The following is a 25,722-nucleotide window of genomic DNA, read 5'->3' as shown; positions in this document are numbered from 1 at the left end:
ACTCAAATTATATTTATTAAAATTTGGATATTTGCTTGACTTAGGATTTAAATGAATAAAATGTCCAATATAATATCCTAATTGTTTTTTATTCATTTTTATTTCTTTCTTTTTTTATAGATGCTTTTTTTATATTCTTTGTCAATTTATCATCTTTCTTCTGTTCTTTTTTTCCTCTGGTAAAGGGATTATATTTAGGGTTTATACGTCTACGAATTAAAATACCAGCAACAACTGCAACAACTAATGAAATTAAACCAATAGGTAAACCAATTTTTAATTGTCAACCATGAAATTTAATATTTGCTTGACTTTGCAATCAATCATGATAACTTTGTCCATCTGCAAAATTATCAATTTCACTTTTTGTTTGTGGTTTTGATTTACCATTTAAAATTTCTGAAATAGTATATCCGTGTAAATCAAAACCACTTTCAGCATTTTTAATAGCTTGTTGATATGCTTTATCTATATCTGGTAAATTTTGATTTACTCAGGTAATAGTATCTTGTTGTAACTTATCTAATTCAATATATTGTTGATAATCATTGCTTGTAGATTTTAATAATTTATTGTCTTCTCAAACAATATTTTTTAAGTAATTTTTAATATTATCATTATTTAAAAATTGACTAATTTGTGCTTTTATTTTATTTTCTTGTTCGGTTGTTGCAAATCCACGAGAAGCTATTTTTTCAATTTCATTTATTCATTGGTCTTTATTATTATTTATGAAAATATCATAACCTTTTATTCAACTTGTATAATTGTCCAATGTTGATTTATTCACTACATTTTTAGCATCAACATTTAAATGTTCAGTAATTAATTTTACTTTTGTTAAACCATCTTGTAATTTTTGTACTGCAATTTTATTGATTTCATCATTTAATTTTATTTGATTTATAGCATATGAAGTTTTACTATCAATATAGATAACAGGGTCTAAAAATGACTTATAATCACCTTTTAAATCACTTAATATTGTTATATTGAATCCCTTACCTTTACTTAAAACAGTGCTGTTAAAACTGCTATCAGCTAAATTTTTATAGTTATCTAATCAAGCATTAGCTTCCTGTTTTAACTCTTGACTTGCAGAATGACTATCAACTGTAACATTTAATTTATTTGCTTTATCATTTAAAGCTTGATCATCAAATTTACCTTGTAATTTCCAATTACTTTCACCAAGTTCTAAATAACTATCATATTCATTGCCAATCATATCAACTAAATGTAAATGATATATACCATCAGTCTGAATTGATAAATTTTTAGAAACAACTTGTTTAGAACTGCTTGCTGTAAAATCATTTGTTGTTTCATTAACCGTTCCTTGTTCATAGTAACTAGTTTCAAAATTAATCATTTTTGAAGTAATTTTAGTATTTAAAGTGATTACTCCAGTACCATCTTTTTGTTTAGTTTGAATAATTGGTTTACCAATAGTATTACCTAAATCCGATACCAAACCAGTCAATAAGTCTGTATCATGACTAATGGTACTGTAATTAAATTCATCTTGAGTAATTTCATTTTTAATTCAAAAATTAAATGTTATTAGTCCACTATTGGGATCACCACCAAATAAGTCAAGATATTGATTACAATTGTCTTTATTGTTTAAAGTTAAAATTAAATTATGTTTTATTCCTACAGTAATTTTTTGTTTTGAAGAAACATCAATTAGTATTCCATCTAGTGTGGCAGTTTTCAAATAGTTGGAACTTAATTCAATTGTTTGATCGTTTTTATAAACAAAGCCATTATATAAATAGCCAAAATAATCAGGTTTAGTTATTGTAAATAAACTATTAAGTAAATCAACTTTATATAAACCTTGACTTGTTCCAACATAAATACGATCATCAGAAGAAATTGTAATAGATAAAATATCAGCATTATTAAAAATATTATTTATTTTTATAAATTTAATTCCATCAATACTTTTTCATAAACCTTGACTTGTTCCAATATAAATTGTTCCATTTAGAGAAATTGCCAAACCTCTAACTTCACCAATTTCATCTTTTACTTTATCAAAACTTTCTCCACCATTAGTACTTTTATATATACCACTAGCATTACCTACATAAATCGTACCATCAGGATGTATTGCTATAGATCATACAGAATCGTAAAAATTTATTTGATTAAAATTTATTCCATATGTTGATTTATATAAACTCTTATTTGTTCCAATATAAATTGTTCCGTTTAAATCATTTGTAACATAAGTAACAAAACTATAATCAAAATTTACTTTATCAAAACTTTCTCCACCATTTGTTGACTTATACAAACCAAATCATTGTTCAGTCACATAGATTGTTCCGTTTGGAATAACAGTAACTGAACTTATTTTACTTTTTAGACCATTTTCATGAAGTCCTAAACCTTTTACTTTATCAAAACTTTCTCCACCATTTGTTGACTTATACAAACCACTTTTTCAACTCCTTGCATATATATAATTTTGATTTTTCTTTTGTAAAGCAATTGAAAGTATGTCATCTTTATCAAGTGATTTTGTAATAAAATCACTTGACTTTTTTAAATTATCAGGCACTTTTATATTTTTATTTAATTGATTTGATTTAAAACCATGATTTATAATATTATTTGTAAAAACTGGTTTTAAATTACTTGCACTTGTACCTACCAAAGTAGAAACTGCAAGGACACTTAATAAGTTTTTCATTTTATTTATTCTCCTTTAATTAACATTTCAAGTTTTATTATACTTTTTTTCTATCATTTCTAAATGCTGATCACACATTTTAAAATCACCAGTAATGGTTTCTTTAACATCTTTAATTTTCAAAGTTTTAGAACACTCTTTACAACGTAATAATCACGCTATATCTTTACCATCAACTTTTTGCATAAAACCACCACCTAAATTAATATGCCTTTATTTGGCTTATATTTGCTGTTTTTAGCGAGGTTTAAGAATATGAATGGTTTTGTATTCATATTCTTAAATTAAACGCTTTTAATTGTTCAAACACTATATTAGTATACATTGTTACATGTTGTTTACAAATTAGAATTTCTTTCATAATTTCTATCATTTGTTATTTTATTTATTTTTTTGTTTTTTTTATCTTTAGTTAAAGATTTGACTAATATTTCCTTATCATAAATTTTGCAAATAGGAAATATCGCTCTTAAACCTTTTTTATAGTTTTCTTGTTTATAAGTGTGTTTATTATTCATGATTAGTTATATCTTTTTCTTTAAAATTTTTTACTACAAAATCTTTTTCAATTTTTAAAATTTCTTCTAATGAAAAAGATTTATTAAATTTTTCACCTAAAGTTTTAATATAATATTGTCATTTTTCATTATTAATTTTTAATCAAATTGTTTCGCTTATCAATTTTTCTAAATATCATACTTGAAATACCAACATCGAAGTTTTAGAAATAAAATAAGCATTGCACTTATCATTTAATTTATTTTCCTTTAATCACTTTTGATACGTTGATAGAAGTTTTTGTTCTTTATTTGTTAATTGCATATTTTTTCAACTCCTAATCTTTTCAATTATTTTCATCAGATTTATTATTATTTTTTTGGTCATTTAAAATTTGTAAAATCATATCTAATTTTTGATTTCTGTTGTTATCAAAGCTAATAAGATTTTTTAAAGTTAATTTGCTATGTGTAGCTAAACTCAATGAATCATTTGATCTGTTTAATTGCTTTTCATTAACAAATCTCGCACTAATTTCTTTTTCACCAACTGAATTGTCCCCAGCACCTTTATAAATGATATTTAAATCTAAATTCATATCTGTTAAGTCAATTCCATAAAAATATCATAATTTTGTACTTATCTTATTTGCAAAATGTTTTCCTAAATAGTGAATTTTTACTTTTTTATTTCTGATATCAATGCCAGTTTCTTCAAACATTTCATTAATTACTGTTTGATAGTGGTTATTATTTTCTAAACCACCCGTAATAGTACTGTACTGACTTATTTGTTTATTTTTAAATAATGGATTATATTCTTGAGTTAGTAAATAATAATAATCATTATCTTTTAAAACATAGGGTAATATTGCAACACCTTTGTTGTTACATCAAGGTTCTTCAACACCATGCATAAATTCAACTTTAATAATTTTTAAATATTCTTTATTCATAAAAATATCTTCCTTTCAAAGTAGTTTTAAAAATAAAAATCGCAACCAGCATAGGTTACAACTCATTTATCTTTAAAATTTCTTGTTTAAAAGAAAGATATGAAAAAATTAGATAGGCATTTATATTTTCGCGGTTGTACCTATTTTTAGTATTCAATTTTTATAATTTAACTTTACCATATTTAATTTTTGATTGCAAATCAAATCTTTAATTAAATACAATCGTTACTGATGCCAACCGCGAAGCCACACCAGTAACTAGATAATTGTACAATAAATTATTGGATTTTTGAATTATAAATAACAATTTTATAAAAATATTTAAATATAAAAAATACTAATTTTTAATTTATTACCAACATATTGATATAGGTATTTCTCGTAATTAAATATTTTTTATTTTCTTATTTATTAATTTTTTATTTGATTTTTGAACACTTTAATAGTTAATATTATTAAAATTGAAAATAATATTTATAATTTTTTGGTAGTTATTAATAATTATTATATAATACGAGAAATACTTATATCAATTACGAGAAATACCTATATCAATATGTTATAATGATTAGAATTATCAATTATATGTAAGGGGTAAATTATGGCAATAAAATTAGGCAAAGAAAAAAACAAGTTTATTAAAAAATCAAATGTTATTGTAAGAACAATAACAAATGACACATCAGGTTTATTAACTCAAAGATTATTTAATTTTGCTATTTCTTCAATTAAATTCAATACTAATTTTAATGGAATTATTAAAGTAAATTTAAGTGATTTTTGCATTTTTCATAATATTAATAATACAAATTTATATGAAAAAGTTATTCATAAGAAAAAAGAAATGACGATTATTGAGAAAGAAATTGATAATATTACTAGTTTAAAATTTTGATTACAAGATGAAAATAAAGAAGAATATAGTTTTATAAATCTTTTTGAAAGAGGTACTTGATTTAAAAATCAAGGAATACTTGAATTTAAAGTTGTTCAAGATTTAATAAAAAAACATTATATTAGACTTCTTGCAAAACTATGATATTAATCACATTTTTTAAGTTTAAAAATTTATTTTAATAACACTTTTAATATTTTTTAAAAATTATTGTTCAAAATATGTTTTATTTTTTGTCATTAAAATACAACAAAAATTATTATTTCAAATAAAAAAATAAAATATTAAATTATCAAATATATTTAAATTAATAATTGTAAATTATAAATTGAAGCTATTAAATTAAATCTTAATGCAAATTTTTTTCTTCTATTTCGATATTTTTCACTAATAATTTTAAATTTTTTAAGAATCGCAAAAACATGTTCAATAACAACTCTCATTTTTGAAATAGCCTTATTATTTTTCTTTTCTTCTTTAGTTAAAGGGTTTTTCTTTGATTTTCGTTTAGGTAATAAGACATTTTTATGTATGTTTTGTATACCTTGATATCCTAAATCTACTAAAATAGTTGTTTCTGATAAAAATTTCGTTTTTGAATTTTTTAAAATTTTAAAATCATGATTTTTACCATAAGAAAAATAAGAACTTATAATTTTTTTACTATCTTTTTCAATTATGACTTGAGTTTTTATTGTATGTTTTTTCTTTTTTCCTGAATAATATTGTTTTTGACTTTTTTTGGGCGTTGAATAGTACTTTCAGTCACATCAATGATAACTGTTTTATCTTTAAAATTATTATTTAACAGTGATTTTTGCCCATCAAGTTGTTGAAAATCAGGATGTTTTATTAAAGTATTTTCTATTCACTTGATATTCCTATAGCAACTACTTTCACTAATTCCATAACTTTTAGCAATATGAAAATAAGTTCGATACTCTTTTCAATATTCTAAAGTCATTAATAAACGATTTTCTAATGATAATTTATTAGGTGTACCACCATTTTTAAACTTTTTTACTTCTTCTGTCTTTAAAATTTCTAGAATTTTATTAAAAATAATATCATTTATACCAGTTAATCTTAATAATTCTGGATTGTTAATAGTTTTTAATTTATCAAACATCATAGATTACCTATCTTTTTTATTTTTAATTTTATTTTAAAAATTAAATTTTTAATAGATAGGTTTTGCAAGAAGTCTATTACCTTTTACTTTTTTAAAGTAAGAAAATAATAAAAAAATAACGGTATTTTATTATTTTTTTAATAAAAATCTTTATTTTTTACAACTAAATTAATAGTTAAAAGATTATGAACAAAAAACCCATTATTTTTTTTGTTTTTTTTGTATTTTGCTATTCCCTTTTACCATTACACTATGTTATACTTACAAGGCGTGATTTTTGTTTATAAATGCTGATACACTAATATTAGTTGTCATTATATCACATGTTTTGTTCTTTATTTTATTAAAAATCGTTCTAAGGAGGATATAGCCAATGGCAATCATAGGAGACAAAGTAAAAATTCGTTTAGAAAGTTATGATCACTCAGCTATTGACCAAATAGCACAGAAAATTAAAGATGTGTTAAAAAAAGAAGGTGCTGAAGTGGTAGGTCCAATTCCATTACCAACTCATAAAGAAATTTTCACTATTCTTCGTTCACCGCATAAACATAAAGATTCACGTGAACAATTTGAAAAGAGAACTCACAAAAGAATTATTGGTGCTCAATTATCACCAAAATCTTTAAATGCTCTAAGTGGACTTACTATCCCTAATAGTGTTAGTATCTCTTTGATAATCGAATCTAAAGATGAAAAAAAATCAACTTTAAATCAAGTATCAAAAAAGATTAATAAAAAAAATTATTAAAATCGATAAATATTAATTATTTACAACATATTCCAAGGAGGAAATTATGAAAGGAATCTTAGGTAAGAAACTAGGAATGTCACAAGTTTTCTTAAACAACGGACAACTAGTTCCAGTAACAATTATCGAAGTACAACCAAATGTAGTAAGTCAAGTTAAAACAAATGTAGAAGACAAATATAGTAGTTTACAACTTGCAACGTTCGATCTTCGCGTTACTTTATCAAACAAACCAACAATCGGACACTTTAAAAAAGCCGACAGTCAACCTAAGCGCTTCGTGAAAGAAATTCGTAACATGAACGGATTTAATCATAAAGATCTTATTAATGTTGCTGACGTATTCACAGCAGGTGAATTCGTTGATGTCCAAGGAACTTCTAAAGGTAAAGGATTTACAGGACGTATTAAACGTCATAATCAATCACGTGGTCCAATGGGTCATGGATCAGGTTTACATCGTCAAATGGGTTCAACAGGTTCTATTAATGCTAACCGTGTGTTTAAATCACAACCAATGCCAGGGCAAATGGGAAATGTTAAACGTAGTGTTGCTAACTTAGAAGTTATTAAAGTAGATAAAGAAAATAATTATCTTTTACTAAAAGGTTCAGTTCCAGGACCAAAACAAGGCTTTCTTGTTATTAAACAAGCAGTTAAAAAACCAATTCTCAAAACCCCAGTATCATTAGTTGTTAGAAATCAAAATACTACAACCGAAGTTACTGATGGTCAATAAAGTTAATTATGGAGGATAGCAAAATGAAAATTAATGTTGTTAACAACGCTGGAACAAAAGTTAGCGAATTAACTTTAAACGAAAAAATTTGAGGAATTGAACCGCACAAGCAAGCGCAGTTTGATAGTTTATTAAGTTATAATGCTACAAAACGTCAAGGAACACACGCTGTTAAAAGTCGTGCTGAAGTTGCTGGCGGTGGTAGAAAACCATGAAAACAAAAAGGAACAGGGAATGCGCGTCAAGGCTCAATTCGTTCACCACAATGAAAAGGTGGGGGGATTGTTTTTGGACCAAATACTGATCGTAATTATTTAATTGGATTACCAAAAAAAGTAAGAAGATTGGCAATAAAATCAGCATTGGCTGCCAAATTCCAAAATAAAAACATAGTTGTAATTGATGAATTAAACTTTGAAAAACCTTCAACTAAAATTATGTTAGAAACTTTAAAAGTTTTAGAATTAGCAAACAATAAAACACTAATTGTTTCAGGAATAAGCAATAAAGAAACAGTTATTAAATCAGGTCGTAATTTACCTAGAACAACAACAATCGCTGCTAATAGTATTAATATTTACGATTTATTAAATGCTAAAAAAGTATTGTTTACTACTGAGGCAATTAAAATCGTTGAGGAGGCTTTAATTTAATATGCATTTAAGTGAAGTTATAGTAAAACCAGTATTAACTGAGAAAACTTATAAACAAATGGCTGAAGGTATCTATACATTTACTGTTAACCGTAAAGCTAATAAAAGTCACGTTAAAAAAGCCTTTGAACAGATTTTTGAAGTTAAAGTAGCAAACGTTAATATTATTAATAGTAAACCAAAAACTAAAACTGTTGGTAGATTTGTTGGAAAAACATCGGCAGTAAAAAAAGCTCTTATTAAATTAGCTCCTGGTGAACAATTAAGTTTGTTTAGTTCTGAAGAACAAAGCTAATGAGATTGGAAGGAGAAAAAAACAATGGCAATTAGAAAAATTAATCCCACTACTGCAGGAAGACGTAATATGACCGTTCTGGATTACAAACAGAACTTAACTATTGGTAATAGCCCTGAAAAATCTTTATTAGTAAATTTAGTTAAACAAGCTGGTAGAAATAATCAAGGTAAAATTACAGTAAGACATCAAGGTAATGGTCATAAGGTTAAATACCGTATTATTGATTTTAAACGTAACAAAGACAATGTAGTTGGAACAGTTAAAACAATTGAATACGATCCAAATCGTAATGCTAACATTTGTCTTATTTCTTATCTTGATGGTGAAAAGCGTTATATCTTAGCACCAAAAGGAATCAAAGTAGGAGATAAGTTATTAAGTGGTGAAAACAGTGATACTGTTAAAATTGATATTACTGTTGGTAACTGTTTACCATTATCACAGATTCCACAAGGAACAGTTGTTCATAATGTTGAATTAAAACCAGGTAAAGGTGGACAAATGGCACGAAGTGCTGGTGGTAGTGTTCAAATTCTTGGTCGTGATGAAACAGCTAAGTATACATTATTAAAATTAACATCAGGTGAAGTTAGAAAAGTATTAAGTAATTGTCGAGCTACAATTGGTACAGTTGGAAATGATGATCATAACTTAGTAAACATTGGTAAAGCGGGAAGAAATCGTTGAAAAGGAATTAGACCTACTGTTCGTGGTAGTGTTATGAATCCAAATGATCACCCACATGGTGGAGGAGAAGGTAAAGCTCCAATCGGAAGAAAAGCTCCAGTAACACCATGAGGTAAAAAAGCATTAGGTTTAAAAACTCGTGATAGTAAAAAAGCATCAAATAAATTAATTGTACGAAGAAGAAATGCAACAAAGTAGGAGGAAAGTAATATATGTCAAGATCTTTAAAAAAAGGACCCTTTGCTGATAGTCATTTATTAAACAAAGTGGAAACTCAAAATAAAAATAAATCAAAAAAAATTATTCAAACTTGATCTCGTCGTTCAACAATTTTCCCACAATTTGTTGGACATACATTCGGTGTACATAATGGCAAAACACATTTACCTGTATATGTAACAGAAGATATGGTTGGTCATAAATTAGGAGAATTCGCACCCACACGTAAATTTGGTGGTCACGGTTCTGACAAGAAAAAGCGTTAGGAGATAGAAATTATGGAAGCAAAAGCTCATTTAGATAAATTACGCATTAGTCCAAGAAAAGTGCGTTTAGTAGCGAATTTAGTTCGTGATAATGCTGTTGCCAAAGCTCTAGTAATTCTAGCTCATGAAAAAAAACGCGCAGCACAGCCAATTATAAAATTAATTAATTCAGCAGTTGCTAATGCTGCTAATAACTATGGAATGGAAGCCAACAAATTACGTATTAAGGAAATATTTGTAAATGAAGGTCCAACTATGAAAAGATTTATGCCCCGTGCTCATGGTAGAGCATATCAAATCTTAAAAAGAACAAGCAAAATCACTATCGTGGTTAGCGATAATTAGGAGGTAAATAAGTAATATGGGTCACAAAGTTAGTCCAAATGGATTAAGATATGGTATCAATAAAGATTGACAATCACGTTGATATGCAACTAGTAACGAAGATTTAGCAAAATGAATTTTAGAAGACCACAAAATTAGAAAAGCACTATTTGCACATTTAAAAACTTCTGGTGTTTCTAAAATTGAAATTGAAAGAACTAAATCACAAATTACCTTATTTATCCACTGTGTTCGTGTTGGTTCAGTTTTAGGGCAAGGCGGTTCAAACATTGAAGTATTAACAACACTAGTTCGTAAAACAATTAAAAATCGTAAAATAGGTATTAGAATTAATGTTGTTGAAATTAAAAATCCTGATATTGATGCGCAAACAATTGCTAATACATTAGCACAACAAATAAGCAATCGTATGTCACATCGTACAACACAAAAATTAGCAATTCGTAAAGCACTTCGTGCTGGAGCAAAGGGAATTAAAACTCGTGTTTCAGGAAGACTTGGTGAAGCGGATATGGCACGTGTTGAAGGTTATTCAGAAAGTAGTGTTCCTTTAGCAACATTACGTAGTAATATTGATTATGCTACTGCTGAAGCAAAAACAACTTTTGGTCAAATTGGTATTAAAGTTTGAGTATATAAAGGTGAAATTTTATCAGGAACTGACTCAACTCAACCTGAAATTATTTCAAAATATAATCAAAGAAATAATAACAATCGCCGAAATAATTACTCACAACAACCACGTAAGGAGGTAAAGTAATATGGCTATACCTAAGAGATATAAACACTCTTGCGTCCACCGTTTAAGTTATGAAGGAACTGCAAAAGGTTGTAAAACAGTTGCTTTTGGAACTTACGGACTTCGTGCTGAAGAAGGTTCTTACATTACTGAAAGACAAATTGAGGCAGCCAGAGTAGCAATGACACGTTACATGAAACGTGGTGGAAAAGTTTGAATTAGAATCTTTCCACATTTACCAATTACTAGAAAACCAGCGGAAGTACGTATGGGTTCAGGAAAAGGTTCAATTGATCATTGAGTTTCAGTAGTAAAAGCAAAAACAGTTATGTTTGAAGTATCATATCCTAATGAAGCAACAGCACGTGAAGCATTGCGTCTTGCAATGCACAAGTTGCCAATCAAATGTAAAATTGTTACTAGAGAAATAAAACCAACAGAAGAAGTAAAGGTTGCTAAAAATTTAACAACAGAATTGGGTGAAGCAAATGGAAATGCAAGTAATTAAAAATAAATCAAGTTTAGAATTACAACAACATGAAGAAACTCTTCGTGCGCAATTGTTTGCTTTACGAATTCAAAGTTCGTTAGGTAAACTAGAAACTCCGCATATGATAAATAATCTTCGTAAGGATATTGCTCGTATTAAAACTGAATTAACTATCAGAATTAATAATGGTGAAAAAATCAAACCATTACATATTAATAAAATGGTATTACCAGAAGAAAATAAAGAAAGCAAAAAAACTAAAAAAGTTGCTAAAGTTGATGATAAAAAAGATATTAAAGTTAAAACAATAACTAAATCAGAAGTTATTAAAGAATCAGATAAAATTGCTAAAAAAGAAGTTACTGAAAAAACAACTAAAGCAAAATCATCAAACAAAGAAGTTAAAAAAGTTACTACTACTAAAGTAGAAAAACCATTTAAAAAACCTACAGTTAAGAAAACTGTGACACCAGCTAAGGAGGACAAAAAATAATGACAAATATTATTCCAAACAAACAACGTAAAACTTTTGTTGGAATTGTAAGTTCTGACAAAAATGATAAAACAATTACTGTTGTTGTTGAAACTTCAAAACGACATCCAATGTACCATAAAAGTTTTAAGTCAACTAAAAAGTATCATGCCCATGATGAAACTAACCAAGCTAAAATTGGTGACAAGGTTGAAATCATTTCAACTCGTCCACTTTCAGCTCTAAAACGCTTCCGTTTGTTAAAGATTATTGAATCTAAAACAAATAAAAAAGCTTAATTAACCAGGAGGATAAGAAAGATGTTACAAAATCTATCGTGAGCCAATGTGGCTGACAACACTGGTATTAAAGAAGTTATGGTTATTAGAGTTTTGGGTGGTAGTACTAAAAAATTTGCTAAAATTGGTGATATTGTTGTTTGTTCAGCAAAATCAGTAACACCTAATAGTGCAATGAAAAAAGGACAAGTTGTTAAAGCAGTTGTCGTACGTAGTAAATTTGGTGTAAAACGTAATGATGGTTCTTGTGTAAAATTTGATGATAATGCAGTAGTAATTATTAAAGAAGATAAAACGCCACGTGGTACTAGAGTATTTGGTGTCTTGGCTCGTGAAGTTAAAGAGCGTGGTTATAATAAAATTGCTTCTTTAGCAGAAGAAATTGTTTAGGAGGATGAAATAAATGGCAAGCAAAAAGAAACCAGTTATTAGTCTTGATACTAAATTAAAAAGAGGCGACCAAATTAAAATCATTGCAGGAAAGCATAAAGGTCATACCGGACCAATTATCCAAGTACTTCGTGAAAAAAATCGTGTTATTATTGAAGGTATTACTGCTAAGAAAAATAAAAAACCTACCCAAAATGATCAAGAAGGTGGAATTGTGGAAGTAAAAACTAGTGTTCACATTTCTAATGTAATGATCCTTGATGGTAAAAAAGATAAAAAAGTAACAAAAATTGGGTACAAAATTGATAAAGATGGCAAAAAAATTCGTATTGCACGAAGATCTGAAACAGAATTACGATAATAAAGGAGTAACAGCATAAAAATGAATCGTTTACAAGAAAAATATAATAAAACTATTATTCCCCAATTGCAAAAAGAATTAAATTTTACATCAATAATGCAAGTACCCAAAATTGAAAAAGTTGTTATTAATATTGGCGTTGGAGATGCAAGTAGTAATCCAAAAGCCATTGATAAATCAGTATCTGAATTATCAAAAATTACTGGTCAAAAACCAATTATCACTAAAGCAAAAAAATCAATTGCCGGCTTTAAATTAAGAGCAGGAATGCCAATTGGTTGTAAAGTTACATTACGTGGCGAAAAAATGTATGATTTCCTTGATAAATTTATTTCAATTTCTTTACCAAGAATTCGTGATTTTCAAGGGTTATCAGCTAAAGCATTTGATCAAAATGGTAATTACACTGTTGGTATTAAAGAACAAATTATTTTCCCTGAAATTAATTATGAAGAAGTAGATAAAGTTCGTGGTATGGAAATCTCAATTATTACCACAACATCAAATAATGCAACAGCATTATTGTTATTAAAAAAAATAGGATTACCGTTTAAAAAACAAGGAAAGCAGGTGGCATAAGATGGCAAAAACTTCATTAAAAGTAAGACAAGCCCGTAAATCAAAGTTTAGTACGCAAGCATATACACGCTGTCAAAAGTGTGGCCGTCCTCATGCGGTTATTCGTAAATTTATGTTATGCCGTATTTGTTTTCGCGGTTTAGTATACCAAGGACAAATTCCTGGTATTAGAAAAGCATCATGATAGGAGGTATATAATTATGATGACAGATCCAATAAGTAATATTTTAACAGTTATTCGTAATGCTATTAGCGCTGGGGATAGCAGTAAACATCGAGTAGTTAGTGTACCTTCTTCAAAACAACTAGTTAAGATAGCTGATATCTTGCAAAAAAATGGTTATATTGAAAAATATCGTGTTACTAAAGAAAATCCTAGCAAACCTAAATTAGAACTTTTATTAGTTCATACTGGTAAAAGTCCAATTCTTGGTTTAAAAAGAATATCTAAACCAGGATTAAGAATGTATGCAAAATGTGAAGACTTACCAAGTGTGTTAAATGGTTATGGAATTGCAATCATTTCTACATCAAAAGGTATTATGACAAATAAACAAGCAAAAAAACTTGGTCTTGGTGGCGAAGTTCTTGCTTATGTATGATAAGGAGGAAACTATATGTCACGTATTGGTAACCGTATCCTTACCATTCCAGTAAATACTTCAATAACGCTAGATGCAAGTAACTTGTTAACTGTTACAGGAGCAAAAGGTTCTTTAAAAAAACTATTACCAAATGTTATTAAAATTAACGTTGATGAAGAGAAAAAAACAATTACTACAACAAGACCTGATGATAACAAAAAAAATAAACAACTTCACGGAACAACTAATTCATTAATTAATGGAATGTTAGTTGGTGTATCAACAGGTTTCATGAAAGAATTAGAAATAAATGGTGTTGGATATCGTGCTGCTGTTCAAGCTAATATCTTAAATTTAACATTAGGATATTCTCATCCTATTAAGTTTGAAATTCCGCAAGGAATTACCATTGTTGCTCCCAAACCAACAGTATTAGAAATTAGTGGTATTGATAAACAATTAATTGGAGAAGTTGCAGCCAAAATTCGTAAATTCCGTAAACCAGAACCATATAAAGGTAAAGGAATTAAATATAAAAATGAACACATTCGTCGTAAGGAAGGAAAAGCTGCTGGTAAAGGTAAATAATCTTATACTGGCACTTAAGGAGAATAGAAAATGATTAATAAACAACAAGCTCGTAAAGTTCGTCATTATCGTATTCGTAGTAAAATTATGGGTACTAGTGAAAGACCACGCTTAAATATCTTTAAATCTAATAATAGTTTTTATGCTCAAATTATTGACGATACTGCTTCAAATACAATTATTGGTGTATCAACATTAACATTTAAAGATTTAGCATCAAAAAGCAATATAGATGCTGCTACTAAACTTGGAGAAACAATTGCTAATTTAGCTATTAAGAAAAAAATTAAAAAAGTGGTTTTTGATCGTGGTGGATATTTATATCATGGTAAAGTGAAAGCATTCGCAGAAGCGGCGCGTAGTTCTGGATTAGAATTCTAAAAAAGGAGAATTAAAAGTATGAGTTTAGAAAATAAAAAAACAATTATTGATGATAAAGAAAATACTGAAGTTCAAAAATCAGTAGCAAAACCTTCTGTTAAAGCAGAAGTAAAAAATCCTGCTGGTAATGAAAATAAAATTAGACATACTAATTCATCACAACCAAGAAATAGCCACGATAAAAAAGAAAATAAAGTTCGTGAACCACGTAAAAATTTTGAACGTAAACCAAAAACTCCAAGTGAATTTATTGAAAAAGTGATTTGAATCAGAAAAATTAACAAAGTAACAACTGGGGGAAGAAGATTGCGTTTCTCTGCTGTTGTTGCTATTGGTAATGGTAAAGGAGTAGTTGGTTTTGGTATATCTAAAGCCAATGAAGTTCCTGATGCAATTAAAAAGGCAATTGAAGCTGCTCACAAAAATTTAACAACAATTACGATAACTAAAAACAATAATTCTATTGTTCATGAAGTTAAAGGTAAATATTGTGGAAGTGAAATTTTATTAAAACCAGCTAGAGAAGGAATCGGAATTAAAGCTGGTGGATCTGCTCGTGATATTTTAGAATTAGCTGGTATTCATAATATTTATTCAAAAGCATTTAGATCTAGAAATAAAATTAATTTAGCTAGAGCAACAATTGCAGGTCTTGGCAATGTTAAACCAGCAGAATATTTTATAAAAAATAAAAATCTTACTACTAAGCGTAGTAATGGTTAGAGGTGGATTATGGAAACAACATTACATAACTTAAAACCAACACCAGGTTCTCGTAAAGACATTAAACGTTTAGGTAGAGGAACTTCATCTGGAAAAGGTAAAACGGCTGGTAAAGGGACAAAAGGACAAAATGCCCGTACCGGTGGTGGAACAAGACCCGGATTTGAAGGAGGACAAACACCACTGTACCGTCGTATTTCAAAACGAGGGTTTACTAACTTTACTACAACCAATTATAGTATTATTAACTTAGAACAAATTGATTTAATTAAAGAGCATGAAATAACACCTGAACTTTTATTTCAATTAAAATTGATTAGAAGTAAAAAAGATGGTATTAAAGTTCTTGGTAAAGGTAAATTAACAACACCAAAAACAATTAAAGCTCATAAATTTTCAAAATCAGCAATTACTGCTATTGAACAAGCCGGAGGAAAAGCGCAGGTGATCTAAGTGTTCACAACAACCCGTAAATTAATAAAAAAGTATAAAGAAGTTATAATTAGAATTTTATTTACCATTTTTATTTTATTTATTTTTCGTGTTGGAGCATTTATTACAGTTCCAGGAGTAACTTTGAATGAAGATTTAAGTAGCAGTAATAGTAGTGGTATTGAATTCTTTAATTTAATTTCAATGTTAGGTGGTGGTGCTATTAGCAGATTTTCTGTTTTTGCACTTGGAGTCTCACCTTACATTACTGCATCAATTATTGTGCAGTTATTATCAACTGATGTTGTTCCTACTTTAACAAGATGGGCTAAATCAGGCGAAAAAGGTAAGAAAAAATTAGAGTTAATGAATCGAGTATTAACTGTCCCGTTTGCTATTATGCAAGGTTTTGCCACAATCTTTGGTTTACAATCTCAACATATTATTAGTGTTGATTGAAGTTCGGGATCGGGAGCAGCTGGACCAGAAGTTTTCTATTATGTATTGATTCCAGCTATTTTACTAGCAGGGACAATGTTATCATTATGAATGGCTGATCAGATTACTAATCGTGGTATTGGTAATGGAATTTCACTAATTATTTTTGTTGGAATTGCTGCTAATTTACCATTTAACTTAGCTTCAACTTTTAAGTCTTGAGTAGGACCAGATACTAATAACGGTGTTATTTTTCAAGGGGCTTTAAAATTTGCTCTTTATTTTGCAGCCTTCCTACTCATTATTCTTGTTGTTGTATTCTTTAGTGAATCAGAGCGACACTTACCAATTCAACAAACTGGTAGTGGTTTAACTTTAAAGGGTGATAAAAGTTCTTATTTACCTTTAAAAGTTAACTCAGCCGGAGTAATTCCTGTTATTTTTTCTTCGGCACTAATTACTGCTCCAATGACAGTGGCACAAATTGTTGATCAAAATAGTGGTTTTCCTAATTTTGCTACAAATTATTTATCTTTACAGTCGTGGCCGGGAATTAGTATTTTTGCTATAATGACAATTATGTTTACTTTCTTATATGCACAAGTGCAAATTAATCCCGAACAAATGGCTAAGAATTTTCAAAAATCAGGAACTTATATTCCTGGCGTTCAGCCAGGAAAGGAAACAGAAATTTATATTAAAAGAATGTTAAATCGTTTAAGTACGATTGGTTCCTTTTTCTTAACTGCTGTTGCAGTAACTCCATTTTTGATTTCTAAATTTACTAATCTACCTTCTTCATTATCAGTTGGTGGAACTGGATTAATAATTATGGTTGGAGTAGCATTAGATACAACAAAACAAATTAAGGGACGAATTACTCAACATTCATTCTTAAATTATAAGGACAACAAAGATGTTAAAGAACACTTATGGTCTTAGGGGGTAACGATGAATTTAATTATTTTAGGTCCACCAGGATCAGGGAAAGGGACACAGTCACAGTTTCTGAAAGAACAATATAATTTAATGCATTTATCAACTGGTGATTTGTTTCGTGATGAAATCACAAAACAATCACCAGTAGGTAAAAAAGCTCAAACTTATGTTAATAAGGGTCAATATGTTCCTGATGAGATTACAAATGAGATTATTAGTAATACTTTAAAAAATATTAAACATAATTTTATTCTTGATGGTTATCCAAGAACAATCTCACAAGTAGCATCATTAGATAAAGTATTAACAAGTTTGAATGAAACGCTTTCAATGGTATTGTATCTAGATATTAATGAAGAAACAGTTATTAAACGTTTGTCTTCAAGAGTTACTTGTCCTCAATGTAAAGCAATTTATAATCTTAATTTCCTAGCACCAAAGATTACTGGTATTTGTGATAATGATGGGGTAAAATTAATTAAGCGAATTGATGATAGTGATGAAAAGACAATTATCAATCGTTTAAAAACTTACAAAGTAGCAACGGCACCATTGGTAGATTCTTATCAAGAACGTGGACTGTTAAGAACAGTGGATGCCAACCAAGATAATAGTGATATTAAAGAACAAATTAAATCATATTTATCATCATTAAAAGGAAATAAAAATAATGGTTAGCATTAAAAGTCAAAGTGAAATTCAAAATATCAAAGCCGCTAGTCAAGTTGTAGCAGTTATTCATAAAGAGTTAGCAAAGATAATAAAAGTTGGAATAACTGGTAAAATGCTTGATAAAGTGGCAGCACAAATTATTAAAGAAAATAATGCTGTACCTTCTTTTTTAAATTATCATGGGTTTCCTGCCACAATTTGTGTTTCAGTTAATGAACAATTAATTCATGGCATTCCTAATGATAAACCTTTTAAAATGAATGATATTGTGAAAATTGATGCTGGTGCTGCTGTTAATGGTTATCATGCAGATGCTGCCTTTACAATGTGTGTTGGTGGGAAACCAACACCAGAACAAGCAAAACTTATTAATGTGACTAAAGAATCATTAAATAAAGCAATAGCAATTATTGCACCAGGAGTTAGAATTGGTGATATTAGTAACGCCATTCAAACTTATGTAGAAAGCGAAGGCTTTTATTTACCAACATCGTATACTGGGCATGGTATTGGTAAAAAAATCCACGAAGACCCAGCTATTCCTAATGTTGGTAAGCCCAACACTGGAATAAAATTGCAGTCAGGAATGACAATTTGTATTGAACCAATGGTTCAAACAACAACTGATAAAATTCTGGTTTTAAGTGATAAGTGAACAGTAGTTGCTGCTGATAAACAGCAAACTGCTCACTTTGAACACACTATCCTAGTAACTAATGATGGATGTGAAGTACTAACAATACTTAATGAAAATCAAAAAAATAATGAGGAATGTAATTAATGGCTAAACCAAAACAAGTAGTTAAACCCAAAGTTCAAAAAGTAAAAAAAACTAATGATAGTACTATTGAATGTGAAGGTATAGTAATAGAAGTCTTACCTAATGCTAGATTTAAAGTAAAGTTGAATGAATATGACTTTACTCCTATTGTAAGACCATCGGGTCGTATGCAAACACATAAAATTAAAATTATCAAAGGTGATCATGTAAAAGTTGAATTATCAACTTATAATTTAACTGAAGGACGAATTACTTTTCGTAACAGAATGGCTACTACACATTTACCGATAAATAAAGATGATGAAAACAAAGAAAACTAATAGTTTAACAGGAGGAAAATGATGAAAGTACAAGCATCAGTTAAAAAAATTTGTGACAAATGTCAATCAATCAAACGTAAAAAACGTAATGTAATCATTTGTGAAAATCCTAAACATAAGCAACGTCAAGGATAGAAATATTAAGGAGGAAAAATAAATATGACATCAAATACTAACAATGCAAGTCGAAGAATTGCGCAAGTAAATATTCCTGGAAATCAACATACAGTAATTGGTTTAACAAGAATTTATGGCATTGGTCGCAGCAAATCTTCAGAAATATTAAAAGAACTAAAAATTGAAGAAACTAAAAAAATTAATGAATTAACAGAAAAAGAATTAAGTTCAATTAGTCAATTAATTGAAAAGAAATATAAAACTGAAGGTGAATTAAGACGTGAAGTGTCTTTAAACATTAAGAGATTAATGGAAATTGGATGTTATCGTGGTATTCGTCATCGTAAAGGATTACCAGCCAGAGGACAATCAACAAAAACTAATGCAAGAACTTGCAAGGGACCACGTAAAACGGTTGCTAACAAGAAAAAAGCAAGTTAATTAGGAGGAAAAAAATAATGAATATAAAAACAACAGTAAAGAAAAAAATTAAAGTTAATCCTAATTTTATTAAAGCAAAAGCATTTATTAAAGCAAGTTTTAATAATACTATTGTTACTATTACTGATCTTAATGGTAATGTTATTGCTTGATCAAGTGCTGGAGCAGTAGGTTTCAAAGGAACTCGTAAATCAACTCCTCACTCAGCACAGTTAGCAGCTGAAGCTGCAGGTAAAACTGCTATGGAACACGGAGTTAAAATTTTAAGTGTTTTTGTTAATGGAACAGGACCAGGAAGAGAACCATCAATTCGTAGTTTACAAGCAGTAGGTTTTGAAATCAAAGATTTAAATGATGTGACACCAATCCCTCATAATGGTTGTCGTCCACCAAAAAAACCAAGAAAATAAAGTAGGTGAAAATAAAACATGGAACAACAATTTTTAAAACCAAAATTTAGTTTAAACAGTGAAAATAGTGCTATTAATTACAGTGAATTTATTGTGAGTCAATTAGAACGTGGTTATGGAACAACTTTAGCTAATGCCTTAAGAAGAACATTGTTATCTTCAGTACCAGGTATTTCTGTATATGCAATTAGAATAAGTGGTGTATCTCATGAATTTACTGCAGTTAAAGGTGTAATTGAAAATGTTTCTGAAATAATTTTAAATGTTAAGGACTTAGTTTTAGCTTTTGATGGTGATATTCAAAAGGACGAAAAAATTGCTAATTTAAAAATTAGTATTACTGGTAAACAAGATATTACTGCCGGAGATATTATTTGTCCAACTGATGTTAGAGTAGTTAATCCAGAATTAATTATTGCTCGAACAACTTCAAGAAATGTTCTTTTTGAAATGGAATTAATGGTAAAGAAATCTCGTGGTTATTCTTCATTTGAGGAAAATAAAAAAGAAATTGCTAATAGTTCAGGCATTATTGCTATTGATTCAAACTTTTCACCTGTTGAAAAAGTTGATTATAAAATTGAACCTGTAACTAAAACAGTAAAGGGTATTGAATATGAAAAATTAATTCTTGGTGTACAAACTAATGGTTCAGTTAAAGCAGCATCAGCTATTGCAATGGCAGCTAAAATTTTAATGAGTCATATTGAGTTTTTTGTTAATTTAGATGATAATGTTAAAAACTTTGAAGTTATTTCAATTACTAATGAGCAAGAAAATAATGATTTAAACAAAGCCTTAGAAGAGTTGAATTTAACTGTTCGTTCATACAATTGTTTAAAACGTGATGGTTATAAAACTTTGGGTGATATTGTAACTAAAAGTTTAGATGAAATTAAACAAATTAAACATTTAGGTTCAAAATCAATTAAAGAAATTGAAGATTGTGTATCAAAACATAATTTAGAGTTTTCTATTAAAAACTAAGAAGGAGGATAAGAAAAAATGTCATATATTAACGATATCGGAAGAAATAGTGCTAAAGTAGATGCTGAAATCCGTAATTTAGCAAGTGAATTAATTGTTCATGGAAAATTAGTTTTGTTAGAAAAAAGAGCAAAAAGATTACAAACATTTATTGAACCTTTAGTAACGTTAGCTAAACGTGGTGATTTGCATTCAAGAAGAATGGCAATTGCTAAATTGCGTAAAATTACAACTAAAGAGCATCCAAAGGATGGTGTTATTCCAACATTATTTGGCAATATTGCTGAAAGATATAAAGACCGTAAAGGTGGATATACAAAGTTAATTAAAGTAGATAATAGAACTGGTGATAATGCACCAATGGTAGTAATTACTTTTGTTTAATTAAAAATATTAAAGCAAGAAAATTTTTGGAAAGAGTAAAGCATTTTTATGTTTTCTCTTTTTTATATGTTGACAATTTTAAATAAAATTGTATTTTTTAATACAATTATTGATAAATATTTTTTATGGTATTTTTATTATAGTTACAGTAAATATTAGTGCGCTTTGAGTTGAAAGAGAATTTGGATTTCAAAATAACTTAATTAAATCACATGCTGATAAAGATATTAAAGAATTTATTTTAAATTCAAATGCTGATAAAAGTTTTGATAAACAATCACTTTTTGTTAAATTAGGTATGTTTTGAAAATTAGATCAGGCCTTTGTTAATCAAAAATAGTATTCTTTAAAAGAATAAAAATAGAATTTACTATTAATAGCAATTTCTATTTTTATGACATAGTAATTTTGATTTTTTTGGTTTTATTTTTTATATAGTAAAATTTAGTTTTTTATATATTTTTTAAAATTATATAAAGTTAGAAAACCTTTATGATATTATTAATTCATAATTTAATAAATGTTTAATAAATGTTTAGTACTAATATCGATATTTTATCTATATTAGTTTCTTTTATGTTTATTAAATTTTACTTTTGATTTGAATAAAAAGGAGAAAATGAAAGATGATATCTATAGAAAATATTAATAATTTAGATATAGAGATATTTATTAAAAATGTAAAAAGATTATTTCAAGAAAAAATTAATACTTATCAACTTATTGATAAATCTTTTAAAGAACTAGAAAATTTTAAAATTATAGAAGAGATAAAATTAAAATTACAAGATAATCTTGAAATAATAAAAGAAAGATTAATTAACTATGAATATGAAAAAGATGGAGATAGTTTAAAAGATTCTGCAGAATTAAAAAAGATAGAATTGTTTTTAGAAGAATTAGAAAATATAATAGTAAATAAATATGATATTAATATTAGTTATAAATGTGCTAATTTTCTTATTATGAATGATTAAAAGGAACAATTAGTAAATTTATTTAAAGTTAATAATTCAATTTTATTTAAAAGTAAATTAAGTTTTGCATTAGCAAAAAAATTAATTGAAGAAGGAAATATCAAAGGTATAAAATTATTAACTAATATTATTAGTTTAGAAGAAATAATTGATAATGAGAGTAATCTTTTTCATATTGCTGCAAATAATGGTCAAATTGATATTTTAAAATATTTATTATCAATTAATAAAGAATTAATTAATAATAAAAATAAAAAAGGAAAAACACCTATTGAATGTGCTTTCGAATATGCTGCCAAACGTTTTATCAAATATGGTGAATTTGATAATGAAGTTATTGAATTTTTAATTAATAATTCTAATGTTAATTTATTGTTTACTAATAATGAAATATGAAAATCATTAGATCCTAACTCAAATATTAATTCAGTTAAAGGATGAAATATATTCCATATAGCAATACTTTTCGGAAATGTAGATATTAGACTTCTTGCAAAACTATGATATTAATCACATTTTTTAAGTTTAAAAATTTATTTTAATAACACTTTTAATATTTTTTAAAAATTATTGTTCAAAATATGTTTTATTTTTTGTCATTAAAATACAACAAAAATTATTATTTCAAATAAAAAAATAAAATATTAAATTATCAAATATATTTAAATTAATAATTGTAAATTATAAATTGAAGCTATTAAATTAAATCTTAATGCAAATTTTTTTCTTCTATTTCGATATTTTTCACTAATAATTTTAAATTTTTTAAGAATCGCAAAAACATGTTCAATAACAACTCTCATTTTTGAAATAGCCTTATTATTTTTCTTTTCTTCTTTAGTTAAAGGGTTTTTCTTTGATTTTCGTTTAGGTAATAAGACATTTTTATGTATGTTTTGTATACCTTGATATCCTAAATCTACTAAAATAGTTGTTTCTGATAAAAATTTCGTTTTTGAATTTTTTAAAATTTTAAAATCATGATTTTTACCATAAGAAAAATAAGAACTTATAATTTTTTTACTATCTTTTTCAATTATGACTTGAGTTTTTATTGTATGTTTTTTCTTTTTTCCTGAATAATATTGTTTTTGACTTTTTTTGGGCGTTGAATAGTACTTTCAGTCACATCAATGATAACTGTTTTATCTTTAAAATTATTATTTAACAGTGATTTTTGCCCATCAAGTTGTTGAAAATCAGGATGTTTTATTAAAGTATTTTCTATTCACTTGATATTCCTATAGCAACTACTTTCACTAATTCCATAACTTTTAGCAATATGAAAATAAGTTCGATACTCTCTTCAATATTCTAAAGTCTGGATGGGTTACAATTTATTGGACACTAATTACGTAGACAAGTAAACAAATTTGTTAAAAGAAAGGAACTATAATTATGGCCAATATTAACTCATATACCGATGAATTTAAAAAACAAATAGTAGCTTTATATCAAAGTGGCAAATCAGTATCTTGCCTTGCTAAAGAATATAATGTTACAAGAGCAGCTACTTACAATTGAATTAAGCAATTTAGTAATTCAGGAAGTTTTAAAACTAAAGATAATCGTTCTTTTGAAGAAAATGAATTAATTAAATTAAGAAAAGAATTAAAGCAATTACGAATGGAAAATGATATTTTAAAGCAAGCAGCACTAATAATAGGCAGAAAATAGAAATTATTGTCAAAAATAAAGCTAAATATAAAATTCGCACAATGTGTCGTTTTTTAAAAATATCTAAATCAACATATTATTTTAATTTAAAGAAAAAAGAAAATAAAATCAAAAATAATATTTATGATGAAGCTGTTATTAGTGCTTTTAAAGAAAATAAAGAAGTTTATGGTACTAGAAGATTAAAAAAAATTCTAGAAAACCAAGAAATTTATTTATCGCGCAGAAAAATTAAAAAAATTATGAATGAACATAATTTAATATCAAAATATACTAAATTATCATTCAAAAATCATAATAACAAAGTTAACGATAGTCAAATAACTAATCTTGTTAATAGAAAATTTAAGAATAGGATTAAAAATGAAGTTATTGTTAGTGATTTAACTTATGTACAAGTTAATGGTAGGTGAAACTATATTTGCCTATTAATAGACCTATTTAACCGCGAAATTATCGGACATAGTGTTGGAGTTAAAAAAGATGCATCATTAGTACATCAAGCATTTATGCAATCAAATCGCTGTTTAAAAGATATTCAAATATTTCATAGTGATCGCGGTAATGAATTTAACAATAAAATTATTGATAAACTTTTACTAGCATTCAACATTAACCGTTCTTTAAGTAAAAAAGGTTGTCCTTATGATAATGCTGTTGCTGAAGCAACTTTTAAAACTTTTAAAACCGAATTTATTAATGATAAAAATTTTACATCATTAATCCAATTAAAATTAGAATTATTTGATTACATCAATTGATATAACAATATAAGAATTCACAGCACTTTAAACTACTTAACTCCAGTTAAATATCAACAACAAATGTTTACCAAAAAATAGTCCTAAAAAGTGTTGCCATTCCAGAGATACAATTATTATAAATTAAAATTTAACTTTTTTTTAAAAATCAAAATAGAATAAAACTTATTAAATGTGTTTTAATAAGAATTTTTGTTGTGTATAAATATTAAATTTATTTTTTAATAATTTTTAAAAATAAGTATTTTAGTTGCATTTAATTTAAAAAAATTATATTTTTTAAATACAATTTCATAAAAATCCAAATTATTTCTTGTCTAAAAAATAATAAGACTATATGAATTAATTTATTCCGGATTTTTGACAATCTCCTATAATTTTTCAGATAGTTTAGTTACTGATACTGTTTCTTATACAACAAGATTTTAGTGTTTAAAAATAAACTTTTTTAATAAATCTTAAATATTTTATAAAAATTTAAAAGTGTTATCTAGCAAGTATAATATATATTTAATAAAGTTTATATATAATATATATGAAAAACTAAATATAGTTTTCAATCCATTATTTTTTTTAAAAAAATAATCGATTTTTTTATTTTGAAAGGAAGATTTTGATGCCAGTTACTGAACAAGAAA

The 25,722-nt window shown here is 27.0% G+C and carries 38 protein-coding genes and 2 pseudogenes; 34 read left to right on the top strand and 6 right to left on the bottom strand.

Features of this window, described 5'->3' with window-relative positions:
• Nucleotides 1-88 precede the first annotated feature (88 nt).
• The 4 genes from AACL24_RS14340 to AACL24_RS14325 form a co-directional block, all read right to left on the bottom strand.
• A complete protein-coding gene (locus AACL24_RS14340) occupies nt 89-2,704 on the bottom strand; it encodes a hypothetical protein (protein WP_339047565.1) in 2,616 nt (871 codons plus the stop codon).
• A 15-nt stretch (nt 2,705-2,719) separates the two neighbouring features.
• Nucleotides 2,720-2,890 (bottom strand): hypothetical protein, encoded by a 171-nt coding sequence (locus AACL24_RS14335; protein ID WP_339047563.1) that lies wholly within the window; start codon nt 2,888-2,890, stop codon nt 2,720-2,722.
• Nucleotides 2,891-3,214: 324 nt separating this feature from the next.
• Nucleotides 3,215-3,526: a hypothetical protein gene (locus AACL24_RS14330; RefSeq protein WP_339047561.1), complete on the bottom strand. Its 312-nt coding sequence runs from the start codon at nt 3,524-3,526 to the stop codon at nt 3,215-3,217.
• 13 nt (nt 3,527-3,539) lie between these two features.
• Nucleotides 3,540-4,157, bottom strand: coding sequence for an NUDIX hydrolase (locus AACL24_RS14325; protein ID WP_339047559.1), 618 nt, complete (start codon nt 4,155-4,157; stop codon nt 3,540-3,542).
• Nucleotides 4,158-4,758: 601 nt separating this feature from the next.
• Here AACL24_RS14325 and AACL24_RS14320 point away from each other — a divergent pair.
• Nucleotides 4,759-5,202: a RepB family plasmid replication initiator protein gene (locus AACL24_RS14320; protein ID WP_339047557.1), complete on the top strand. Its 444-nt coding sequence runs from the start codon at nt 4,759-4,761 to the stop codon at nt 5,200-5,202.
• A 152-nt stretch (nt 5,203-5,354) separates the two neighbouring features.
• On the opposite strand, the gene AACL24_RS14315 is transcribed toward AACL24_RS14320, so the two are convergent.
• A protein-coding gene (locus AACL24_RS14315; RefSeq protein WP_339047555.1) for an IS5 family transposase occupies nt 5,355-6,184 on the bottom strand; the annotation gives its coding sequence in 2 pieces (ribosomal slippage) (nt 5,355-5,788 and nt 5,788-6,184; 831 coding nt in all).
• Nucleotides 6,185-6,563: 379 nt separating this feature from the next.
• Between AACL24_RS14315 and rpsJ the strand changes: the two are divergent.
• From rpsJ to AACL24_RS15645, 32 genes and pseudogenes are all read left to right on the top strand, one after another.
• Nucleotides 6,564-6,866, top strand: a pseudogene (rpsJ, locus tag AACL24_RS14310) (30S ribosomal protein S10); the annotation flags it as partial.
• Nucleotides 6,867-6,981: 115 nt separating this feature from the next.
• Complete coding sequence (gene rplC / locus AACL24_RS14305) at nt 6,982-7,674, top strand: 50S ribosomal protein L3 (RefSeq protein WP_339047553.1); 693 nt, start codon at nt 6,982-6,984, stop codon at nt 7,672-7,674.
• 23 nt (nt 7,675-7,697) lie between these two features.
• On the top strand, nt 7,698-8,327 hold the full coding sequence (rplD, locus tag AACL24_RS14300) for a 50S ribosomal protein L4 (protein ID WP_281748516.1): 630 nt from the start codon (nt 7,698-7,700) through the stop codon (nt 8,325-8,327).
• A 1-nt stretch (nt 8,328) separates the two neighbouring features.
• A complete protein-coding gene (rplW, locus tag AACL24_RS14295) occupies nt 8,329-8,622 on the top strand; it encodes a 50S ribosomal protein L23 (protein ID WP_339047549.1) in 294 nt (97 codons plus the stop codon).
• 24 nt (nt 8,623-8,646) lie between these two features.
• Complete coding sequence (gene rplB / locus AACL24_RS14290) at nt 8,647-9,510, top strand: 50S ribosomal protein L2 (protein WP_252319248.1); 864 nt, start codon at nt 8,647-8,649, stop codon at nt 9,508-9,510.
• Nucleotides 9,511-9,524: 14 nt separating this feature from the next.
• Nucleotides 9,525-9,797: a 30S ribosomal protein S19 gene (gene rpsS / locus AACL24_RS14285; protein ID WP_174480930.1), complete on the top strand. Its 273-nt coding sequence runs from the start codon at nt 9,525-9,527 to the stop codon at nt 9,795-9,797.
• 12 nt (nt 9,798-9,809) lie between these two features.
• Entirely contained in the window at nt 9,810-10,142 is a 333-nt protein-coding gene (gene rplV, locus AACL24_RS14280) for a 50S ribosomal protein L22 (protein WP_339047547.1), read from the top strand.
• A gap of 16 nt (nt 10,143-10,158) precedes the next feature.
• On the top strand, nt 10,159-10,902 hold the full coding sequence (rpsC, locus tag AACL24_RS14275) for a 30S ribosomal protein S3 (RefSeq protein WP_252319246.1): 744 nt from the start codon (nt 10,159-10,161) through the stop codon (nt 10,900-10,902).
• 1 nt (nt 10,903) lies between these two features.
• Complete coding sequence (gene rplP, locus AACL24_RS14270; protein WP_281748520.1) at nt 10,904-11,389, top strand: 50S ribosomal protein L16; 486 nt, start codon at nt 10,904-10,906, stop codon at nt 11,387-11,389.
• A complete protein-coding gene (gene rpmC, locus AACL24_RS14265) occupies nt 11,370-11,864 on the top strand; it encodes a 50S ribosomal protein L29 (RefSeq protein ID WP_339047545.1) in 495 nt (164 codons plus the stop codon). The genes rplP and rpmC overlap by 20 nt, the downstream gene beginning before the upstream one ends.
• A complete protein-coding gene (gene rpsQ / locus AACL24_RS14260; protein WP_252319243.1) occupies nt 11,864-12,142 on the top strand; it encodes a 30S ribosomal protein S17 in 279 nt (92 codons plus the stop codon). Before rpmC ends, rpsQ begins: the two co-directional genes overlap by 1 nt.
• Before the next feature lie 21 nt (nt 12,143-12,163).
• Nucleotides 12,164-12,532 carry a 50S ribosomal protein L14 gene (rplN, locus tag AACL24_RS14255; RefSeq protein ID WP_174480924.1) on the top strand — a complete coding sequence of 123 codons (369 nt, stop codon included), beginning with the start codon at nt 12,164-12,166 and terminating at the stop codon, nt 12,530-12,532.
• A 13-nt stretch (nt 12,533-12,545) separates the two neighbouring features.
• Entirely contained in the window at nt 12,546-12,893 is a 348-nt protein-coding gene (gene rplX, locus AACL24_RS14250; RefSeq protein WP_252319242.1) for a 50S ribosomal protein L24, read from the top strand.
• A 21-nt stretch (nt 12,894-12,914) separates the two neighbouring features.
• Nucleotides 12,915-13,472, top strand: coding sequence for a 50S ribosomal protein L5 (gene rplE / locus AACL24_RS14245; RefSeq protein WP_338958174.1), 558 nt, complete (start codon nt 12,915-12,917; stop codon nt 13,470-13,472).
• A 1-nt stretch (nt 13,473) separates the two neighbouring features.
• Nucleotides 13,474-13,659, top strand: a complete 186-nt coding sequence (locus tag AACL24_RS14240) for a type Z 30S ribosomal protein S14 (RefSeq protein ID WP_174480921.1) — start codon at nt 13,474-13,476, stop codon at nt 13,657-13,659.
• A gap of 13 nt (nt 13,660-13,672) precedes the next feature.
• Nucleotides 13,673-14,077 (top strand): 30S ribosomal protein S8, encoded by a 405-nt coding sequence (gene rpsH / locus AACL24_RS14235; protein ID WP_339047543.1) that lies wholly within the window; start codon nt 13,673-13,675, stop codon nt 14,075-14,077.
• 12 nt (nt 14,078-14,089) lie between these two features.
• Nucleotides 14,090-14,644, top strand: coding sequence for a 50S ribosomal protein L6 (gene rplF / locus AACL24_RS14230; protein WP_339047541.1), 555 nt, complete (start codon nt 14,090-14,092; stop codon nt 14,642-14,644).
• 30 nt (nt 14,645-14,674) lie between these two features.
• Nucleotides 14,675-15,025 carry a 50S ribosomal protein L18 gene (rplR, locus tag AACL24_RS14225; protein WP_339047539.1) on the top strand — a complete coding sequence of 117 codons (351 nt, stop codon included), beginning with the start codon at nt 14,675-14,677 and terminating at the stop codon, nt 15,023-15,025.
• Nucleotides 15,026-15,043: 18 nt separating this feature from the next.
• Nucleotides 15,044-15,748, top strand: coding sequence for a 30S ribosomal protein S5 (gene rpsE / locus AACL24_RS14220; RefSeq protein ID WP_339047537.1), 705 nt, complete (start codon nt 15,044-15,046; stop codon nt 15,746-15,748).
• Between the two features lie 9 nt (nt 15,749-15,757).
• Nucleotides 15,758-16,201: a 50S ribosomal protein L15 gene (gene rplO / locus AACL24_RS14215; RefSeq protein WP_174480916.1), complete on the top strand. Its 444-nt coding sequence runs from the start codon at nt 15,758-15,760 to the stop codon at nt 16,199-16,201.
• Nucleotides 16,202-17,560, top strand: coding sequence for a preprotein translocase subunit SecY (secY, locus tag AACL24_RS14210; RefSeq protein WP_339047535.1), 1,359 nt, complete (start codon nt 16,202-16,204; stop codon nt 17,558-17,560). It abuts the gene before it with no gap.
• A 9-nt stretch (nt 17,561-17,569) separates the two neighbouring features.
• Complete coding sequence (locus tag AACL24_RS14205) at nt 17,570-18,235, top strand: adenylate kinase (RefSeq protein ID WP_339047533.1); 666 nt, start codon at nt 17,570-17,572, stop codon at nt 18,233-18,235.
• Nucleotides 18,228-19,010 carry a type I methionyl aminopeptidase gene (map, locus tag AACL24_RS14200; RefSeq protein WP_339047531.1) on the top strand — a complete coding sequence of 261 codons (783 nt, stop codon included), beginning with the start codon at nt 18,228-18,230 and terminating at the stop codon, nt 19,008-19,010. The genes AACL24_RS14205 and map overlap by 8 nt, the downstream gene beginning before the upstream one ends.
• Nucleotides 19,010-19,330, top strand: a complete 321-nt coding sequence (gene infA, locus AACL24_RS15650; protein ID WP_348774424.1) for a translation initiation factor IF-1 — start codon at nt 19,010-19,012, stop codon at nt 19,328-19,330. The genes map and infA overlap by 1 nt, the downstream gene beginning before the upstream one ends.
• A gap of 21 nt (nt 19,331-19,351) precedes the next feature.
• On the top strand, nt 19,352-19,465 hold the full coding sequence (gene rpmJ / locus AACL24_RS14190) for a 50S ribosomal protein L36 (protein ID WP_339047529.1): 114 nt from the start codon (nt 19,352-19,354) through the stop codon (nt 19,463-19,465).
• A gap of 24 nt (nt 19,466-19,489) precedes the next feature.
• A complete protein-coding gene (rpsM, locus tag AACL24_RS14185) occupies nt 19,490-19,888 on the top strand; it encodes a 30S ribosomal protein S13 (RefSeq protein WP_174480910.1) in 399 nt (132 codons plus the stop codon).
• A 17-nt stretch (nt 19,889-19,905) separates the two neighbouring features.
• Nucleotides 19,906-20,298 (top strand): 30S ribosomal protein S11, encoded by a 393-nt coding sequence (gene rpsK / locus AACL24_RS14180; RefSeq protein ID WP_252319229.1) that lies wholly within the window; start codon nt 19,906-19,908, stop codon nt 20,296-20,298.
• An 18-nt stretch (nt 20,299-20,316) separates the two neighbouring features.
• A complete protein-coding gene (locus AACL24_RS14175; RefSeq protein WP_339047527.1) occupies nt 20,317-21,285 on the top strand; it encodes a DNA-directed RNA polymerase subunit alpha in 969 nt (322 codons plus the stop codon).
• Between the two features lie 18 nt (nt 21,286-21,303).
• Complete coding sequence (gene rplQ, locus AACL24_RS14170; RefSeq protein WP_339047525.1) at nt 21,304-21,669, top strand: 50S ribosomal protein L17; 366 nt, start codon at nt 21,304-21,306, stop codon at nt 21,667-21,669.
• Nucleotides 21,670-21,757: 88 nt separating this feature from the next.
• Nucleotides 21,758-22,009, top strand: a complete 252-nt coding sequence (locus AACL24_RS14165; RefSeq protein WP_339047523.1) for a hypothetical protein — start codon at nt 21,758-21,760, stop codon at nt 22,007-22,009.
• A gap of 286 nt (nt 22,010-22,295) precedes the next feature.
• Nucleotides 22,296-22,646 (top strand): hypothetical protein, encoded by a 351-nt coding sequence (locus AACL24_RS14160; RefSeq protein ID WP_339047521.1) that lies wholly within the window; start codon nt 22,296-22,298, stop codon nt 22,644-22,646.
• Between the two features lie 9 nt (nt 22,647-22,655).
• Entirely contained in the window at nt 22,656-23,156 is a 501-nt protein-coding gene (locus AACL24_RS15645) for an ankyrin repeat domain-containing protein (RefSeq protein ID WP_422398103.1), read from the top strand.
• A 152-nt stretch (nt 23,157-23,308) separates the two neighbouring features.
• Here AACL24_RS15645 and AACL24_RS14155 read toward each other — a convergent pair.
• A pseudogene (locus tag AACL24_RS14155) lies at nt 23,309-23,743 on the bottom strand (transposase family protein); the annotation flags it as partial.
• 301 nt (nt 23,744-24,044) lie between these two features.
• On the opposite strand from AACL24_RS14155, the gene AACL24_RS14150 reads away from it, so the two are divergent.
• A protein-coding gene (locus AACL24_RS14150) for an IS3 family transposase (protein WP_339046622.1) occupies nt 24,045-25,165 on the top strand; the annotation gives its coding sequence in 2 pieces (ribosomal slippage) (nt 24,045-24,288 and nt 24,288-25,165; 1,122 coding nt in all).
• The last annotated feature ends 557 nt before the right edge of the window (nt 25,166-25,722 follow it).

The organism is Spiroplasma endosymbiont of Colias croceus (assembly GCF_964020095.1).
In the GTDB taxonomy this organism is placed as follows: Bacteria; Bacillota_I; Bacilli_A; order Mycoplasmatales; family VBWQ01; genus Spiroplasma_E.
Note: the sequence above shows the minus strand (reverse complement) of the source record. Positions and strands in the feature narration are given on the sequence as shown.